At 68.4% G+C, this 16,565-nt stretch carries 9 protein-coding genes and 3 pseudogenes; 3 read left to right on the top strand and 9 right to left on the bottom strand.

The genetic code is table 11. The annotated features are described in order from the left end of the window. Positions 1–240 precede the first annotated feature (240 nt). The 7 genes and pseudogenes from ACFY2Z_RS31035 to ACFY2Z_RS31005 form a co-directional block, all read right to left on the bottom strand. Positions 241–4,692: a trypsin-like serine protease gene (locus ACFY2Z_RS31035; protein WP_390747378.1), complete on the bottom strand. Its 4,452-nt coding sequence runs from the start codon at positions 4,690–4,692 to the stop codon at positions 241–243. After that, the gene (locus tag ACFY2Z_RS31030) at positions 4,652–5,068 is read right to left on the bottom strand and encodes a trypco2 family protein (protein ID WP_390747377.1); all 417 of its coding nucleotides are present in this window, start codon (positions 5,066–5,068) and stop codon (positions 4,652–4,654) included. Before ACFY2Z_RS31030 ends, ACFY2Z_RS31035 begins: the two co-directional genes overlap by 41 nt. Before the next feature lie 732 nt (positions 5,069–5,800). Next, positions 5,801–6,627: pseudogene (locus ACFY2Z_RS31025) on the bottom strand (GNAT family N-acetyltransferase). A gap of 305 nt (positions 6,628–6,932) precedes the next feature. Then, a complete protein-coding gene (locus ACFY2Z_RS31020; RefSeq protein WP_390747376.1) occupies positions 6,933–7,196 on the bottom strand; it encodes a hypothetical protein in 264 nt (87 codons plus the stop codon). Next, positions 7,193–7,435, bottom strand: coding sequence for a hypothetical protein (locus ACFY2Z_RS31015; RefSeq protein WP_234519923.1), 243 nt, complete (start codon positions 7,433–7,435; stop codon positions 7,193–7,195). Before ACFY2Z_RS31015 ends, ACFY2Z_RS31020 begins: the two co-directional genes overlap by 4 nt. 2 nt (positions 7,436–7,437) lie before the next feature. Continuing rightward, positions 7,438–8,559, bottom strand: coding sequence for a WXG100 family type VII secretion target (locus ACFY2Z_RS31010; RefSeq protein WP_390747375.1), 1,122 nt, complete (start codon positions 8,557–8,559; stop codon positions 7,438–7,440). Beyond that, positions 8,556–8,888: a WXG100 family type VII secretion target gene (locus tag ACFY2Z_RS31005; RefSeq protein WP_390747374.1), complete on the bottom strand. Its 333-nt coding sequence runs from the start codon at positions 8,886–8,888 to the stop codon at positions 8,556–8,558. Before ACFY2Z_RS31005 ends, ACFY2Z_RS31010 begins: the two co-directional genes overlap by 4 nt. A 208-nt stretch (positions 8,889–9,096) precedes the next feature. On the opposite strand from ACFY2Z_RS31005, the gene ACFY2Z_RS31000 reads away from it, so the two are divergent. The 3 genes and pseudogenes from ACFY2Z_RS31000 to ACFY2Z_RS30990 form a co-directional block, all read left to right on the top strand. Then, on the top strand, positions 9,097–10,029 hold the full coding sequence (locus ACFY2Z_RS31000; protein WP_390747373.1) for a suppressor of fused domain protein: 933 nt from the start codon (positions 9,097–9,099) through the stop codon (positions 10,027–10,029). Positions 10,030–10,285: 256 nt separating this feature from the next. After that, positions 10,286–10,508, top strand: a pseudogene (locus ACFY2Z_RS30995) (cold-shock protein). A 130-nt stretch (positions 10,509–10,638) separates the two neighbouring features. Beyond that, positions 10,639–11,523 (top strand): annotated as a pseudogene (locus tag ACFY2Z_RS30990) (transposase); the annotation flags it as partial. Positions 11,524–12,126: 603 nt separating this feature from the next. Here ACFY2Z_RS30990 and ACFY2Z_RS30985 read toward each other — a convergent pair. Next, a complete protein-coding gene (locus tag ACFY2Z_RS30985; RefSeq protein ID WP_390747372.1) occupies positions 12,127–12,417 on the bottom strand; it encodes a hypothetical protein in 291 nt (96 codons plus the stop codon). Positions 12,418–12,434: 17 nt separating this feature from the next. Next, positions 12,435–16,409, bottom strand: a complete 3,975-nt coding sequence (locus tag ACFY2Z_RS30980) for a polymorphic toxin-type HINT domain-containing protein (protein WP_390747371.1) — start codon at positions 16,407–16,409, stop codon at positions 12,435–12,437. Between the last annotated feature and the right edge of the window lie 156 nt (positions 16,410–16,565).

Below are 16,565 nucleotides of genomic sequence, written 5' to 3'. Positions count from 1 at the left end.
GCCCCGACCTCATCGCCGTCGCTCTGGTCAAACGACGCCCCGCACGCTGCGGCCTACGCCCACCGCGGTACTCCAACAAGGGCTGGCTGCGCTGTGAGACCGCGAAGATCGTCGGTGACTGGCAGTCGGCCTACCGGCTTCCGGACATCAACTTGACGCCCTGGCCTCGGCAGCGTGAAGTGTGCGGTGGTGTTCCGGCTCAATCCTCCAAGATCCAGAGTGGGCCATGGTTCCCTGGTACTACGACAGCGGCGGGGCCGGTGCGGCCTTCCGCTCCCGATACCGGCACAGCGCTTCCTCGACTGCCAGCCGGCCCCAACTCTCGCTGTCGACTGCCGCCAACCACGCCTCGGCGTGGGCCGCCACGGTCTCACCGTCCTCGGGAGCGAGGTCGAGCCGGTCGAGCAGAACGTCCAGGACGTTGGAGGCATCGGGATGGGTGCCGTACGAGCCCAGCCATTCCAGCGCTCGGCGGGTGGCGCCGGCCTGGTACGAGGCGTCCACCCTCGGGTTACCGAGCACCGATCCCAGGAGCCGCCCCAGGTTGCTGCTATTGGTTTTGTTGATCCAGTGCGCGGCCACCTCCAGAGCCTCCAGTGCGCCGGCGAGCTGGTCGACCCGGAGGTCGTCGCGCTTCAGCAGGACCTCCAGGACGCCGACCTTTGTGGTCTGGGCGGCAGGACTCTCCAGCCAACGGAAGGCCAAGCGCACGGCCCGGCACTGGTGTTCCGGGCCGAGGGCCAGGCGCAGCAGGCCGATGAGCAGCCCACGGTCGGGCGGTATCTCTTCGTCCTCCAGGACGCCGAGCGCGTACTCGGCGAGGCGAGCGGCCCGGCCCGGATCCAGGTCGCGCCAGAACCGGACCCCCTTGAGCAGCGCGGCAGCGGGCCCGGGCCCGGCATCGAGCAGTGCCAGGAGCCGGTCGATGCACCGAGCGTATTGGTCGAGGTCGATGCCAGGGCCCTCTGTCAGCGCCGAGACGACGCGGAAAGCACCCTCGGCGGTGGGGTTCTTCTGGAGCCAGCTCAGGGCCCGGTCGACGGCGTCCGTGGGTCGGCCGGCATCCCACCGCTGCAACAAAGGGGCGATGACGTAGGAGGCTTGCGGGTGGTCTCCGTGGAGCCTCAGCCATGTGAAGGCGAGCGTCTCGACGGGCTCAGGCCAGTCGCGGGCGTGCTGGCGTTGCTGAAGCAGCTGGGGCAGGACGAAACGGGCGTTCTCGGAGGGCAGGTGGTCGGCAAGCCATTCTTGCGCCACCCTCTCGATCGCCTCGGCCTCCTCGTCCGTGAGATCGGTCAGTCCGAGGAGCGGGTTCAGGACGAAGGAGGCTTCTGGCCGTGTTCCGTGGCGGCCCAGCCAGTCGAGCGCGAGGTCGACGGCCCGGGAGGTCTGACCATCGAGGAATCTGCGGCGTTCCAGCAGAGGCTCCAACACGTACGTCGCCTCGAACTCCGGCCCGGTCTCCTCCAGCCAGTCCAGTGCCCGGCCGACGGCATCGCGGAGCGAATCGGGACCGACGCCGTGACACCGCAGCACATGCCCCAGCGTGCTCCGCACCAAGGTGGGGTTGTAGGTATCGTCCAGCAAGGTCAAGGCGGTGCGGGCCGCTTTGTCGACGTGACCGCCGGCGGCGTCGGGACGGAGAAGCGCGGCCATGACATACGCGCCGCCGTTGTCCAGTCCGTGACGGGTGAGCCAGTTCACCGCGCCCTCGCCCAGCTTCTGCACGGCCTCCCGATCGATGTCGGAGCGGACCAGCAGGGAACTGAGCAGGAACTTCGCGTCACCGGTCAGACCATGCTCAGTCAGCCATGCCTGAGCGGCATCAATCGCCGATGCCGCCCGCCGGGCGCCGAGGTCCTCGCGGAGCAGCACTTCGGCCAGCACGTAGGTTGCCCGACGGGCCGACACATGAAGGCCCAGCCATCCGAACGCGTGGTCGAGTACGACTCGTGCGTCCGTGGTCTCCCGTCGGCACCGTGCCAGTAACGGCTCCAGGACGAACGAGGCGTCGATGTGATCCCAGTACCTCTCCAGCCACGCGAGGGCCCGCCGCGTCACGCGGTCTGCCTTGTCGGCCTGGAGGTTCTCGCTGCGCAATGCGGCGTCCAGCACCAGCGCGGTCGCCGAAGGCTGTGCCTGAGCGCCGAGCCATGCCAGGGCCCTCCCGACTGCGTCGGTTTGACGCGTCTCGTCGAGATCCTTGCGGAGCAGCAGCGGCCGCAGCACCAGGCCGGCGTCGGGATTCCGCTTGCTCCGCCGCATCCACGCGAGGGAGAAGTCGACCACCGCGACCGCACGGTCGGCGCCGAGGTCGTTCCGCCGGAGCAGGGAGGCGACCAACCGAGCGCCCGTCTTGGTCATGGTTCGTTGCTGTTCGAGCGACCTGAGCGCGTGTTCCGCGGCCCTGTCGCAGTCCCGGGCGGAGACCCCGTCGGCCTCGAGCAGAACACGGAGCAGCTGGCTCACGTCACGGGTCGTCCACTGCCGGTTCACCCACGCGAGGCAGGCGTCCGCGAGATGCTCCGACACGCCACCGACGGAGTTGCGCACGGCGCTGGCCAGGACGGTCGCCGCCTTGCCGGGATCGCGCTGCTCGGTCTCCTCCAACCAGGGCCTGACCAGCCGGTCCCAGCTGTCGTCCACCCCCTTGCGCCAGGGCGGGCCCGACAGCATGGTGAGCATGATGGACCGGCCGGCCTGCGGTTCGCCGGCCACCAGTGCGGCCAGCTGATCGGTACTGCCCACGAGCCAGTTCGCGCAGGCGCGCTCCACTGCCCTGCGGTGAGTGTCCCCGAGGTCGGCCGTCCACCGCCGCAGGTGGCGAGAGGCCACGCTGAAGGTCCGACCACCGGCCAGGAAAGCGGACAGCAGTGTCTTCAACACGTCACTGCGGACCATGTTGCCGTCCGGGATGACAGCCATCCGCAGGAACTCGTCCGTGACGACGTCGTGGATGACGTCGATGCCCTGACCGGACTCCACCAGCCAACCCAGGTGCAGCAGCCGCCCGACCACACCTTCGGGTCCGTCCCTGAAGGTCAGATCCGACCAGGTAGCGAGGAACTGCTCCACGGCCGTCTCGACGGCGTCCTGGTCCTGCTCGCACGAGGCCGCCGCGACCGCCGAGGCCAGCAGCAGAGTCTCCCTCGCCGGCTCGCCGAAGTCCTCCTTGGTGCGCCGCTGCAGCCAAAAGAGCAGGTCCTCGGGCCGGGGCGGGACGAGATCCAACTCGCTGACACGGGCCTCGAGCCGGGACTCGAGTTCCCGTGCGATGAGCAGGGCGATGATCGGCCGCTGCCCGCACACCTCCGAGAGCCGTTTCGCGCCCCAGCCTTTGGTTTCCAGCATTCCGGGCGCGACCTTCGTGAAGATCTGGCTGATCACCTCCGCCGTGTGTGCCCGATCGCTTCGGAGGGGTACCTCGTTGAGCAGAAGTGCGACGCCGTTCTCCCTGAGTTTGCCGAGCATGCCGGGTCGGACCGACGCGACGCAGGCGACGCGGCCCTCTGGGTCATCCGTGCGCAGTGCCTCTCCGAAGGCTTCGAGGTTCAGGGCGTCATAGCTGTCGAGGTAGTCGAAGATCAACAGTACTCGCTGCCGTCCGGCCTGTTCTCGGATAACCGCCATGACGTCGTCGGTCGACACCTCGGGGGAACGGGCGACGTGCAGCACCTGCCAGGGCGTGCGCTGCTTGAGCGCCTCCTTCGCGATCTCGAAGCACGTCCGGGTCTTGCCCGCTCCTGCCGGGCCGATCAGCAGGACGCCCCGCTTGGACTCCTGCTCCGATGCTGAAACGGTCAGCCTGGCCAACCTCCTGAACAGCCGTTTCGGGTCCGAGTCGTCACGCGGGCTGACAAACGGAACCTGGGTCAGGTACGCGCCCTTGCCCCGAAGCCGCGCCAACTCGTCGGCATGGGTGCGGATGTGCGGCGAAAGACGGGCCCGGCTCCCGACCCCGTCGGCGGTGACTTCCTCGAGCGTTGTCGTGGTTCCGGGGTGCCCGCGCTTGGTGACGAGGTCAGCGAAGCCGGGCAGGCTCAGGGCCTCGTGGACCGGGACGGCGTGCAGGCGTCGATAGCCCATGCTCTGGTTGTCCTCGGCCACCACTCCGACCAGACGACCGTGGCAGAAAATCGCCGACCCCGATGCGCCATCCCACGGGCGTTCTTTGCCGCGGCCGGAGGCCGGCCAGACGGGGCAGTCCAGCACCCACCCCAACGACGAGGTCGAGACGCCCGGCAACTCGCCGCGCAGGTACTCGAAGTGTGCCGGGCTTCCGGCGTCGGCCGCGAAGGCGGGGAAGCCCGCCCCCTCGAACGGCACCGGCACGACCCCGCCCGGCCGGCCCCAGCGCACCGGCGCTTCGCCGGTGTCCACCGGCTCCTCCAGCCACAGCAGCGCCACGTCCAAAGCGTCGGCGGGCGGAACATCCCTGTGCGGGTCGGGCCAGCACACCTGTGCACGCCGGTCGACCGGGCCAGCTCCGTAACGGGGATGCCCCACTCGCGCTTCAACCCTTCCTGCCCACCGCCTTTCGGGGCGCACGACATGAAGAGCGGTCAAAACGAGCTGCGGGCCGACGAGATAGCCCGAGCCACAACCGCCCGGATCGCCGGTGCGAACCAAGGCGAGGCGATCCGGATCCACCTCAAGACTCCCACGGCCGCAGCGGAGCCCCCTTGGAGGCATCAGGTGTTCCATCCGACGATTCAGCATCGGTGCTCCGCACCTGGGGGTCGTCCGCGTCGGCGAGGCCCCCGCCGGCGCGGCTGATCTTGGCCCGCGCACCTCCCAGCGCCTCGTCGTGAACCTGAAGCGTGAGCGTCAGCGTCTGACGGCGGGTACTTCCCAGGCCGCCTCCGGCCTCACCGTTGGCCCTGGCACCGGGAAGCCCGACCTCCACCTTCACACCACCCTTGCCGTCACGGCGGAACTCCACCTCCAACGTGAGCTGCGCCTGCTCCACCTCGAACCGCAGCTGCTGGCCGGTACCCGCGTCCTGCGCCGCATACAGCTCCCGCCTCAGCTCCTGCAACGCCTCGCTCAGTGAAATTCCCGCGTCCACAGCTTCCCCCTCGAACTCCGGCGCCCGGCTCCGGCGCCCCGATGGCAGTCTGTCCCATCCAGCCTGGCCCTAGCGGAGTTTCACCACACCAAACCCGCGGAGCGTCCCCGCCTCCTGGTCGTCCCGGGCCGGGTTCGACGGCGACGTCGCCGCCGCCTGTCGGCCGGGCCGACGGACAGGCAAGTCCGCGCGGCTCGTCAATCTTGAACTCGGGACACACCACATCAGAGCGGCGATGCCATCGACCGGCAGGCGACGCCGGTAGGCGTCTTGGCGTGATCACCTCGCGCTCGTGGTGGCGTCTGACCGCCACCGCTCTGCTGTCCCTGTCTCTTCTCGCCCCCCTCACGGGCTCCCCTGCCACCGCCGCACCGCAGGCAGCCACCGGCCACCTGACCACCGTGACCGCGGTGCGCCGGGACCTGCCCGAGCCACCGCTGGCCGACGTCGTCCGCAAGGAGCCGACCGAACTCACCGTCGCAGCCCCGCATCCGATGACCGGGTACTCGCGCTCGAAGTCCCACACTCGATCAACCAGCACGGCACCTGCGACACCGGCGAGGTCGTCCTCGCCCGCGACGGCCGTGACGTCGTCCAGGACGCCCAGTTCCGCGTGGTCTTCGGATCCTGGTACAGCGCCTACGACGGGAAGGTCTCCAACAAGCCCTCCACCGAGGTCGACATCGACCACCTGGTATCCGTAGCCGCGATCTGAATCGGTAGTTTTGCGGTTCAGAACGTCCACGGCATACCGCCGACGGCTGGCGGACGCGAGATGATCAGCGCATGAGCTTCCGCGTGTACGCCGGGCAAGGGGGCGAACCCCAGGCGCTGCAGGATCGGGGGCGGCTCTGGTCGGAGGCGTCGACCTGCAGGTAGCGGTAACCCAACTCGGCGGCGATGCGGGCCCGGTGGGCGGCCAGTGCCCGGTAGATGCCGCGGCCCCGCCACTCGGGAAGCGTTCCTGCGCCCCACAAGCTGGCGAAGTCGGTTCCCGGGTGCAGTTCCATGCGGGCCGCGCAGACCGGCACGTCGCCAGCCATTGCGACCATCATGCTGAACGTCTGTGGCCGTCCCCTCAGCTGGGAGACAAGGCGTTGGCGCAGACGGTCCGCGCTGGTACCGAACGCCTGCTCATGGACGTCGGCTGCAAGTTCCACCCCCGTGGCGTCGGTGACAGGCCCCAGACGGATGCCCTCGGGAAGCTCGGCGTCGGCCCGGAGTGCCTTGATGTCGGCGACCATCAAGGTCTCCGCAGGCTCGGACACGAAACCGGCGGCAAGCAGTCGACTGGAGAGGTCGGCGGGCATGTCGTGGGCGTAGAGCTTCCACTCGAACTCGCGACCCAACGCAGTGAAATGGTCCACCTACGCGGCGATCGCCGCATCCGCGGTCGCCTCGTCCAACCCAGACCAGACCACCCCGTTCCAGTCCTCCGCGCTGGCGCCGACCTGGCGCACCACACCGCCGATGCGCTCGACGCGCGCCGCCGGGTCGTCCGGCTGCGCGTTCCGTCGCATCTGCTCATCGAACAAGGCAAGTACCGACTTCTGATCCATTCGGACACCCCACCATCGACCGCAGAAGCGGGCAACTGCATTCCGCTTGCTGCAGTCCATCAGGGCTCTGTGGTGCCAGATCAACTTGTCGAACGGTGGAGCCCAAGTTCCTGAACCCCTGGTCCCCAAAGAAGCCGCTGGAGACACCTGGAGGGCGGCGGGTGATCCAAGCTCGTCAGCGAGATCAGTCCGTGCCCGTGGCGGCCAGGACAGCGATACGCCACGTAGAAAGTGCCTTCCTGCTGGGCTGACGGAGACCTTAGACAGCCTCATCGTCCAGTTCAAAAGGCACTTCGTGGTTTCCATCATGATGCGGACACGGCCGCAAGTGAAACACACAGGTTAGGCGCTGCCTCAGCGGCGCAGTACGGCACCCGCTGCGCGGGCAGGTCCGGCGACTGCTCTCGCTGTATCGGACCGATGGACATGGCTCCACCGACAAGGACGATCACGAACCCCGCGAGCAGGACGAGCGCCGCAAAGAAGGGAACCCAGCCGGGGTCGTAGTTCGGGTTGTTGTGCGCGACCCCCGCCAGGATCATGTCGCCGGGCCCGTCGTGCACTGTCACAACAGCCCGAAGCTCCAGCCGGCGATTGCAAGACCGATCACGAGGATCACCGGCCCGAGAACGTAGTTGCCCAACTTCTTCTGATCGCTGACGCTCCAGAGAGCGACGGTCAGGGCGGCGCCGATGACGACGATCAGGCACCCGCCAACCCCGAGGAGCGCCCAGAAGAAGCCGGCCCAGGTGGCGGGGTGGTCCGGGTTAGGGTTCGAAACGGCCGCAAGCCTCACGTCGCCAATCATGCTCACGCGTCCTTCGCCAGATCCTGGACATCCGCCTCGATGCCGGAGCCGGCAGCGTAGACGCCCGTGTTCAAGGTGGTTCCCACAGTGTTCTTGAACGCGCCGTCGGCCAGCTCGCCCCGGTCACTGAGGTTCTTGCCGCCGAGGCTCCCGTGCTGCTCCAAGGCATGGTTGACGTCGTGGTTCTGGGCGTTCCCGAAGGCACCGGTTGCGGCGTTCGTGAGGGCGTTCTGGCCCATCGTCGAGGCATCCCGGTCGTTGGCGATGTCAGTCGTGAGTCCACCGGCCACGTTGCCCGCGGCGCCGTTGACGGTGGTGCCCAGCAGGCCCTCTCCCCTCAGGACGTTGCCGGCCACCCCGGTCAGTCCGGCTGCGTCCGCAAGCGCCGCGCCGCCCCCAGTGAACACGGCTGTTCCGCCGGCGGCCCAAGCGCCGCTGGCGAGGTCGTCTCCGACGGTCACGGGCTGGCCGTTAACGGCCTGGTTGAGCATCGTGCTGCCCGAGTCCGCCACGAAATTCGTGACGAAACTCTCCGCACCCTTCTTGAGGAACTTCGCGGCGAACTCGGCCACCTTCGCCAGCTTCACCGCCCCTTCCTCGCTGAGCGCGCCGAACCGCTCCAGCAGCGCCGCCACCTTCTCAGCCGCCGACGTGAACAGCTTCACCAGGTCGACGATCCTGCTGATCCGTGCGGCCACGGCCGTGTTCGCGACGAGATCGGAGAGGAAGCCGGTGAAGAAGGACAGCGCCGCGCCGGCCACCTCCATCTCGGCGATCTCGACGCAGATGTCGATGATCTCCTCGTTGATCTGGTCGATCTCGTCGGCGTACGCCCGCAGCCCGCCGGCCACCTGGTGGAAGTTGCGCGCGACGTCGCCGATGACCTGCCTCTGTTCCTGCCAGTGCTCCTCGAAGGCGTCGCGGGCGTCCCCGTGCCAACCCTGCTTGTCGACCCCCGCGATCGCCACATCGAGAGTGTGGACGACCTCGGTCAACTCGTCGCCCATGGTGTCCCAGGCACGGGCGATCGTCTGGAGGCTCCCGCCGTCACCACCAGGAAGCTCCACCCCGCACGCCTCAAGGATCTCCAGAACCTTTCCGTCGATCCACCTGTTGACGCTCACGCCGGACCACCTGCCGGCCCGGTCGCGGCGTTGAGATGGCGTATGGCCACCTGGTCGGAGTCCTTGTAGTTCGCGGCGTTGAGACGCAGCCGGTCGCCGTCACTGGTGAGCACGCTGGGCAGGTGCCCGAGGGCCTTGACGGTACTGGACAGCAACTTCTGGTACTTCTCCGCCGCGCCGTCGCAGGCACCGAGCAGGCCGAAGGCCTCCCCGATCCCGGACGCCGTCGCCGCGAAGTCGTCGATCGGCCCGGCCAGGCTCTTCGCTTCCCTGTCGAACTTCCCAGCAAGGTCAGTCAGCGTGTCGGGGTCGACACCGAACTGGCTCATCCCGCTCCCCCGTCGTCGAGTACGTGAGCAGACCAGCAGTACTGGAGGGAGCGATCCGCCGGGAAGGGTTGTTTGCGGGATCAAGACGCGATGATGTCGCGTCCTTTGACCAGAGGAACCACTGTCTTGAAGTCGCTGCTGTCATGCACCGGAAATCATGAGAACTGGTTGGCGACTTCTTTGCGTGGTGCACCGAGGCCCTGTCGCTGTGGAGATCGTTCTCTCCGGGGAGACGCGTCCAACTCGTGGGCAGGGCAGGGCTGTCGGTCGGCCGAAGTCCGAGCCGGCTCTGACTGAAGGCGAGCGGACCCAGTTGGTTGCGCTGGGCGAGGCAGGGGAAGACCGCCCGCTACCTCGCGCTGCGGGCGAAGTTCGTGCTGCGGTGCGCCGAGGGATGGTGGACGAACAGGCCGCCTGCACGTCCGCCACGCCACCACGCTCCCGCGGGGGCCTGCTCGTGCTGACGGACAAGACCGGCCCGGCCTCGGGTCGCCCGTTCGGTGTCCGTCATCATGAGGCGGTGACGCAGACTGAAGAAGCTTCCGGCTGGGACGCCATAGACGCAGCCCTCGCACCGTTCTATCCGGGGATCACGCCCTTCCACGTCGGCTACTTCCCACCCAAAGGCTTCGAGGGCGGTGCGCTCCAGGGGTGCTCGGCGTACCCGGCTGAGGGGCACTGGCACTACGTGACCTACGGGCTGAGCGAGCTCTACACCCCCGGCGAGGACGACGATCCCGACTGGTCGGGCTGGGGCTTCGAGCTCACGCTGCGCGTGCGGCGCGGCGGTGAGGAGCAGCCGCCCGGGTGGCCGTACAGGATGCTGCAGGAAGTCGCAAAATACGTGAACGGCAACCAGGTTCTGCTGGAGGACGGGCACCGGATCGACTTCCGCCAGCCGGTCACAGGGCACCCCCACCTGGAGGACGCGCCGCCCACCGGACTGACGGTGTTCGCCTTCACTGCCGACCCGCAGTTGGGCACCATCGACACTCCCAACGGCAAGGTCACCTTCCTGCAGGCCGTCGGCGTCACCGCGGAGGAGAAGGGTGCCATGACGGACAGCAGCACCGCGCAGGTCCTGCAGGCGCTCGCGGCCGGCAATCCACTGCTGGTGACCGATCCGGCGCGAACCGTCTGAGCCGATCGTCACCGTTGGGAGCTGCCGACGTGCCGCAGGCGGGGCAGGAGGCCTCCGCAGCGATAACTGTCGACGTCCGCCCCGGAATCGCCGCGAATCTCCGAGGACGGTACGGACAGCGTCCTGTACGGCGATGACCTGCAGCCAGTAGGTCGTGCCGAGGAGGTCGCGCCAGACCCGCTCCAGGTGGTGCGAAAGCGTCCCGAGCCGAGCTTCCCGACACATCGGCGCAGACGGAACCCGTAAGGTTCCCCGCATGGTGACTGCGACCGTCCGTGAGTGGCGCGACGAGGAAGGGTGGGGGGTCTCGACTCCCCGAGACACCCGGTGGTTGTTGGAGCCACTACTCCCACATCGAGATGGAAGGGTTCCGCAGGCTGTCGCCGGGACAACAGGTGGACCTCCAGTGGGAAGCCCCCGGCTTCAAGCAGGATGGGTACAACTACCGGGCAGTGAGCATCGTGCCTCGGTCGGCCTGACATCCACACCTGACAGTCGGGGTGCCGCAAGATCCTTCTCCGAGATCACCGTTCAAGTCTGCTCCCCCTGCGAGCCCAGCGCCGCAAGATCCGCAGGCTGGCGCCGCGCCTGGAGACTCGCGGACCGGATCATGCCCACCGGCCCCTGCCGCAGGACACCGACCTGGCCCGCGCCATCGCGGTCCTGGCGCGGGCCCAGCAGGACGCCACCCGGAACCGGCAGCAGATATCCAACCAGCTCCGCTCGCTCCTGCGGGAGTACTACCCATCCGCCCTGGACGCCTTCGCCCCCTGGCAGAACGGCCTGTGCCGGCCCGAGGCCCGCGAACTGCTCAGGCTCGCTCCCACCCCGGCCAGGGCAGCGCGGCTGAGCCGCGCGCAGCTGCAGGCCGCGCTCAAGCGCGCCGGCCGCAAGCGGGGCATCGAGGCGGAGGCAGACCGGAGCCGCGAGGTCTTCCGGGCCGAGTGGGCCCACCAGCCGCCACTGATCGAGGACGCGCTCGGCAAGCAGATGCTCGCCCTCCTGGGCCAGCTGGAGGCCGCCTGCACCGCCGCCGACGACCTCGCCAAGGCGGTGGAGGAGGCCTTCCCTCAGCACCCGGACGCTGAGATCATCCTCAGCTTCCCCGGACTCGGCGTCCAGCTCGGCGCCCGGGTGCTGGCCGAGATCGGGGACGACCACCAGCGGTTCGCCGACGCCCGCGGACTGAAGGCATACGCCGGCGCCTCGCCCATCACCAGGGCCTCCGGCAAGAAGTCGAGCATCACCCGGCGACGGGTGAAGAACGACCGCCTCAACCACGCCGGTTACCTTTGGGCCTTCGCGGCTGCGAACGGTTCACCTGGGGCCAAGGCCCACTACCGCCGACGGCGTGACGAGCACGGAGTCCGGCACGCGGCTGCCCTGCCCAACCTCTTCAACCGGATGCTCGGACAGCTCTACCACTGCCTGCAGGACCACGAGTTGTTCGAAGAGGGGACGGCGTTCCCCGTCCCGATGGCCGCTGCGGCTTGACTCTTAGATTCGTGAGGTGTCTCTGGGTCATGGGCCAGGCGAGCTACCGAGCTGCTCCACCCCGCGTCGGTAGCACGACCATAAGCCACTCCCGGTACGCCGGGCACCCGATTTTCCAAGCCTGGCTGTCGCAGAGCGCGTCGATGCTCCCAGGCGCGCACAAGCCCGCGCCGTTTGAGGCGTCCGGGCAGCCATGCCTGCGGCCTCTGCCTGCCGGTAGGGCGCGCCACCGCGATGGCGTCCCACCGGGTGGTGTAGCCGATCAAGGCGCCGGAATCCGCAGCTCGGGGGCTGCGATTCCACCGGACCGGGGGTTCAACTGGCCTCAGCAGGGCGCCTCGAGGACTGCCGCCTCTGCGGAGATCGCCAGGGGCCTCGTGCCGGAACGCGTAGTCCTTGATCCCCTACACCACCACGCGGGACACGACCTCTGTGTGATGCCGAAGTATCCACCGAACCGGTTGCCGCTGCCGCTTCTTGACGATCTGCGGCTCGAAGCTTAGGGCCCCACCAGCAAAAGCTGGTGGGGCCCCTTCAGCGCTAAGCAGCTATTGAACTGCCTCTACGCGTAGCAATGCCAAGCGGTCCATCGGGCAGGCTGGCCTACGCCTCGGCCCGGGGTACCAGTCCCTGGAAGTGGCCTCGCGACAGTCGTTCGACCGCTCGGGTGATTTCAGCACGAGTCACGCGAGGGACGACCACAAGATTGGCCACAGCGAAAGATCCATCCGACTGCACTTCATCGGCAACTTCTTGCGCTAGGCGCTCAGCATCGTAGACGGTCAGCTCAAAGGTGGCGCCAGAGGAGACCACCTTCACACCAACCAGATAGCCTTTCGCTTCCGTTTCGACTTCATACCCTGATAGGTAGTCGGGAAACTGCAGGTCGTACACTGCCCGCCACTCCTTCCTTACTTTTTAGTTCTAATCTTCGCCAATTCCTCCGCGTACCTCTCAGGAGTGAGATTCGCCCCTGGCGCCGGAACGATCTCAAAATGACGAGGATCTTTCCCTCGCTGAATCACCCGAAGCGTATCAGGGAAGCTTGACTCGTCAATCTGATGCGGAATGAACCCCTTCGAAGAAACGCTTCCGGAATTGTCGAATACCGAAACCCCGTGCGTTTCACGTACGAATCCAGTTTCAGGATCGACCTTGTAATCGTTCGGTCTCGGAGAGAAGTTCGGTGATTCTCCAGGCCTGGCACCGCGAAAGCAGTCGCCGGGATTGGCGTTGTGAACGAGTACCGGAGTCTCACCGGCGAGCACATAGTACGTGTGGAGGTCTTCGACGGTGAGGTTGTAGGTGCGTACTCGCTGGTCGAAGGCACGGGTGGCCTGGACACGGACGGTCCTTCCGTCTCTGCTCAGCAGGGTGGATCCCGCTCGCAGGTCATGGGCTTTGACCCAGCGCTTTTCCGTTGGGTTCCAGAAGGGGTGCTCGTAGGTGGCGGTGAGCTTGCGGGGTCCGTCGGGGGTGTCGAGGGTGATTTCGTCGAAGTGTTTGTCGCCGTCGGTGATGATCAGTCGTGTGACCTTGCGCGGCGCGGTCTTCCCGGTGAGCGGGTCGGTAGCGACTACTGTGTCGCCTGCCTTAATGCTCTCAATGTTCTTCGCAGGGCCGCTGGCCATGAGTACTTTGGTGCCGGCCACGAAGCACTTAGTGCACGTCTCCGTCTCAGCGCGTTCTTCCCGGGCTTCGCGAAGGGCTTGGTCGAAGTCGTCGCTGAAGCGGTGGACGCCGTCGTTGGCCATGTCCAGGCCGCCTCCGGTCATGGCTATCCCGCCGCTGACCGCCAGAACTGCTTCGACGCAGCCAGCACCCAGTGTCTCGGGGCACAGCAAGACTCCGCCGCCTCCGCCTACGATGCCCTCCGTGATTCCCACGTCCGTTATGAAGCCGCCGCCAACGCTCTCGAGGAGGTCAGCCGCGAGCTGCGGGCTGTTGTCCCAGAACGCCTTCGCATAGGGGCTGACTGTGTTGACGGTGTCCTTGAGCCACCCCGGTATCCAGCTGCCGTCGTCATCGTCCTGCTGGCTGTTCTTCTTCCGCTGTTCCTCGACCCACTGCCGAAACCGCGCCTCTTCCTGCTGCTGTTTGACGACTGCGGTGTGGTAGGCCTCCGTCGCCGCCTGTGCCGCGGCCGTGGCGTCCTTGCCTGCTGCCGTGGCTGAGTCTCGGGCGTTCTGGGCGGCCGTCCAGGCCGAGTCGGCGGAGCCCCGTGCGGAGTCGGCCGAGTACTGGGCGGAGGTGGCCGAGGTGACGGCTGCGGCTGCGGCGTTTTCCGCGTCCTGCTGGGCGTTGCGGGCGGTCTTGGCCGAGGAGGCGGCGTCCTTGGCGGACTGTTCGGCCTGGGCGGCGTAGCCGTTGGCCTGGGTGGCGTACTTCTTCGCGTCGTTGGCCGCTGCTTCGGCTTGTCTGCGGTACCCCTCGGCTTCGGACGCGGCTTTGGCTGCGTTGGCTGCTGCCCTGCCCGCTTCGGCCGCATTCTTCTGGGCGGTGGCGGCGATGCCCGCGGCCTGCGCGATCAGCTGCTGGATCTGCCCCTCGTGGGTGGCGGCAAGCTGGTCCTGACGCTGGGCCTTGTACTGGCCGACCGTGATGAAGGCGTGCAGCAGGTCGGAGGGACCTTCCAGAGCGATGCGGGCGGCGGCCTTCAGCTGGGCACCGTTGCTCTTGTTGTCGGTGTCGGCGAGCTGGGCGGCGCGGACGCGTTCGTCCTGGGTGCGTGCCTGGGAGTCGTCGGTGGTGATGAACTGGCGCAGGGCGTCCGTTGTGTCAGTGTTGAGTGCGGTGCGTCCGGCCTGTTGTTCGATCGGGCCAGCGTTCGCGATGGTCCGGGCGACGACGAGGCGCATGTCCTGCTTCATGGCCTCGTACTGGCCGGTGGCCAGAAACGCAGTCACCGCGGCAGCGTCGCCTTCCAGAGCCTTGGCGGCGGCGGCGCGCGCGTCGGCGGAGCCAGCGACCAGCGCAAGGCCTTCGACATCCTGGCGGTCGTCCTGGGCGCTGGCTTCCTGGCGGCCTGTGCGGATGTAGGCGGTGATGTCCGCGTCGGTGCCGGCCAGGGCGACCAGGGCTGCGAACTGGCTCCACGGGCGGCCGGTCTTCGCCGTCGCCAGGGCCACCTTGCGGGCTTCGGGCGCGATCTGCGCGGGGTCGGCGCCGGGCTGGGCGGCTTGGTCTGCCAGCTTCGCCGCCTCAGTCTGCAGGTCCTTGGCCTGCTGCACGGCTGCTTGCTGTGCCGCGGTGCGCTGGTCCTCCTGCGATTTGAGGTCCCGCGCCCGGGCGATGCCCTCATTGGTACGGGCGGCCAACTGCTCGGCGTCGATACGCACGGCCAGGTCGTGGACCTTCTGGGCCTTGGCGACCGCCGCACTGGCCACGTCGGCGTCCTTCTTGGCCTCCTTGGCGTGCGCGGCGGACTGCTTGGCGGCGGTCGATGCCTCGCCCGCGTGCTTGGCCGCGTCGTCGGCGGCCTTGGCCGCGTTCTCGGCATGCGTGGCCGCATCGTTCGCGGCGTCACGGGCCTCCCCGGCAGCGGAGGCGGCCTCCTGCGCCAGCGCCTGGGCGGCGTCGGCGGCACGGCTTGCCTCCCGGGCGTGGCGGTGTGCGGCGGCCGCGGCGTTCTGCGCTTCGGCGGAGTGAGCACCGGCCTGGTCGGCGTAGGAGTTGGCCTGGTCGGCCGCGTCCGCGGCGTCGCTGGCGTTGCTGCCGGCGCCGCTTGCCGCCTTGGCCGCATCCGCAGCCGACGCGGCCGCGGTCCGTGCTGAATCGGCGGCCTGGGCAGCGGCGTGCGCGCCTGCGGCGGCGTCCCGGGCGGTCTGGGCTGCCTTGCGGGCGGTTCCGGCCTGGCCGGCGTCGAGGGCCGCGTTCGCGGCTGCGTCGCGGGCCTGGGAGGCCGCCTCTGCGGCGCCGTCCGCGGCCGCGGCGGCAGCCGAGGCGGCGTTGGCGGCCACCCGGGCGGCATCGGTGGCCGCGTTGGCGGCGTCGATCGCGGTCTGCGCGGCGGTGGCCGCCTGCTGGGCGGCGCTCGCCGCGCGGGCGGCGGCCACCGCCGCGTGCTGGGTGTCCTTCTGGGCCGCCTGGGTCTCCGCGGCGGCCTTCTGGGCGGCTTCCTTGGCCAGTTTCGCCGCGGTCACCGCACGGGCGGAGGCGTCCTTGGCGGCCTGGGTCTGCTGCCCGGCGAGCTTGCCCGCCTTCGCCGCCTGATCGGCCAGCTGCGCGATCGTGGCGTGTTCCTGGTCGTGGGCGCGGGCCACGTACTGCCCGACCTGGAGGAACTCGTGGATGTCGTCGGGGCTGCCGTTGATCGCGATACGGCCGGCCGCCTGAACGTTCGGCCCGCCGGCATCGATGATCTGCGCGGTCTGGACGCGCTCGTCCTGTTGCCGCTCGGTGTACTGGTCGTTGTCGAGGAAGTTCTTGATGTCCTCAGGGGTGCCGTTGAGGGCGGCCTGGCCGGCCTTTCTCACCAGCGGGCCGCTGACATCGATGATCTGCGCGATGCGGATGCGCTGGTCTTGCAGCAGCGGCGCCTTCCAGCCGTCCTTCAAGAACGCCTGCAACTGGTCGGGCGAGTCGCTGTCCAGGGCGGTGCGGGCGGCCTGCTGGAGGTAGGTCCCGCCGACACTGGCGACCTGCGCGGTAGCGACGCGTTCGTCCTGGAACTGTATGTCGGAGGCTTGAGCCAGGAAGTTCTTGATGTCGTCGTCACTGCCGACGAGGGCGGCTTCGGCGGTGGCACGCACGCCGGGCCCGCCGGTCTCCCACAGCCGCACCACCTTGGCGCGGTCGGTGTCCGGAAGCGCACCGCCGGCTGCGGTTGTCGGTGGGGTCCCGTCGGCTCTGGCAGGTGCGGGTCCCAGCAGGCCCAGTACCAGCACGCTGGGCAGCAGACCCAGACACAGCACGCGGACCGCCTGCTGTGTCCCTGCCGCCACGCGCCGCGGGCGTCGTGGATGTCTCACTGCGGACTCGATTCGTCTCATATTTTATGGGGGGTTGTGTGCACCGGCTCGCACAGGGACCCGACTGATCAC

This window comes from Streptomyces sp. NPDC001222 (genome assembly GCF_042896945.1).
GTDB classification, from domain to species: domain Bacteria; phylum Actinomycetota; class Actinomycetes; order Streptomycetales; family Streptomycetaceae; genus Streptomyces; species Streptomyces gibsoniae.
Note: the sequence above shows the minus strand (reverse complement) of the source record. Positions and strands in the feature narration are given on the sequence as shown.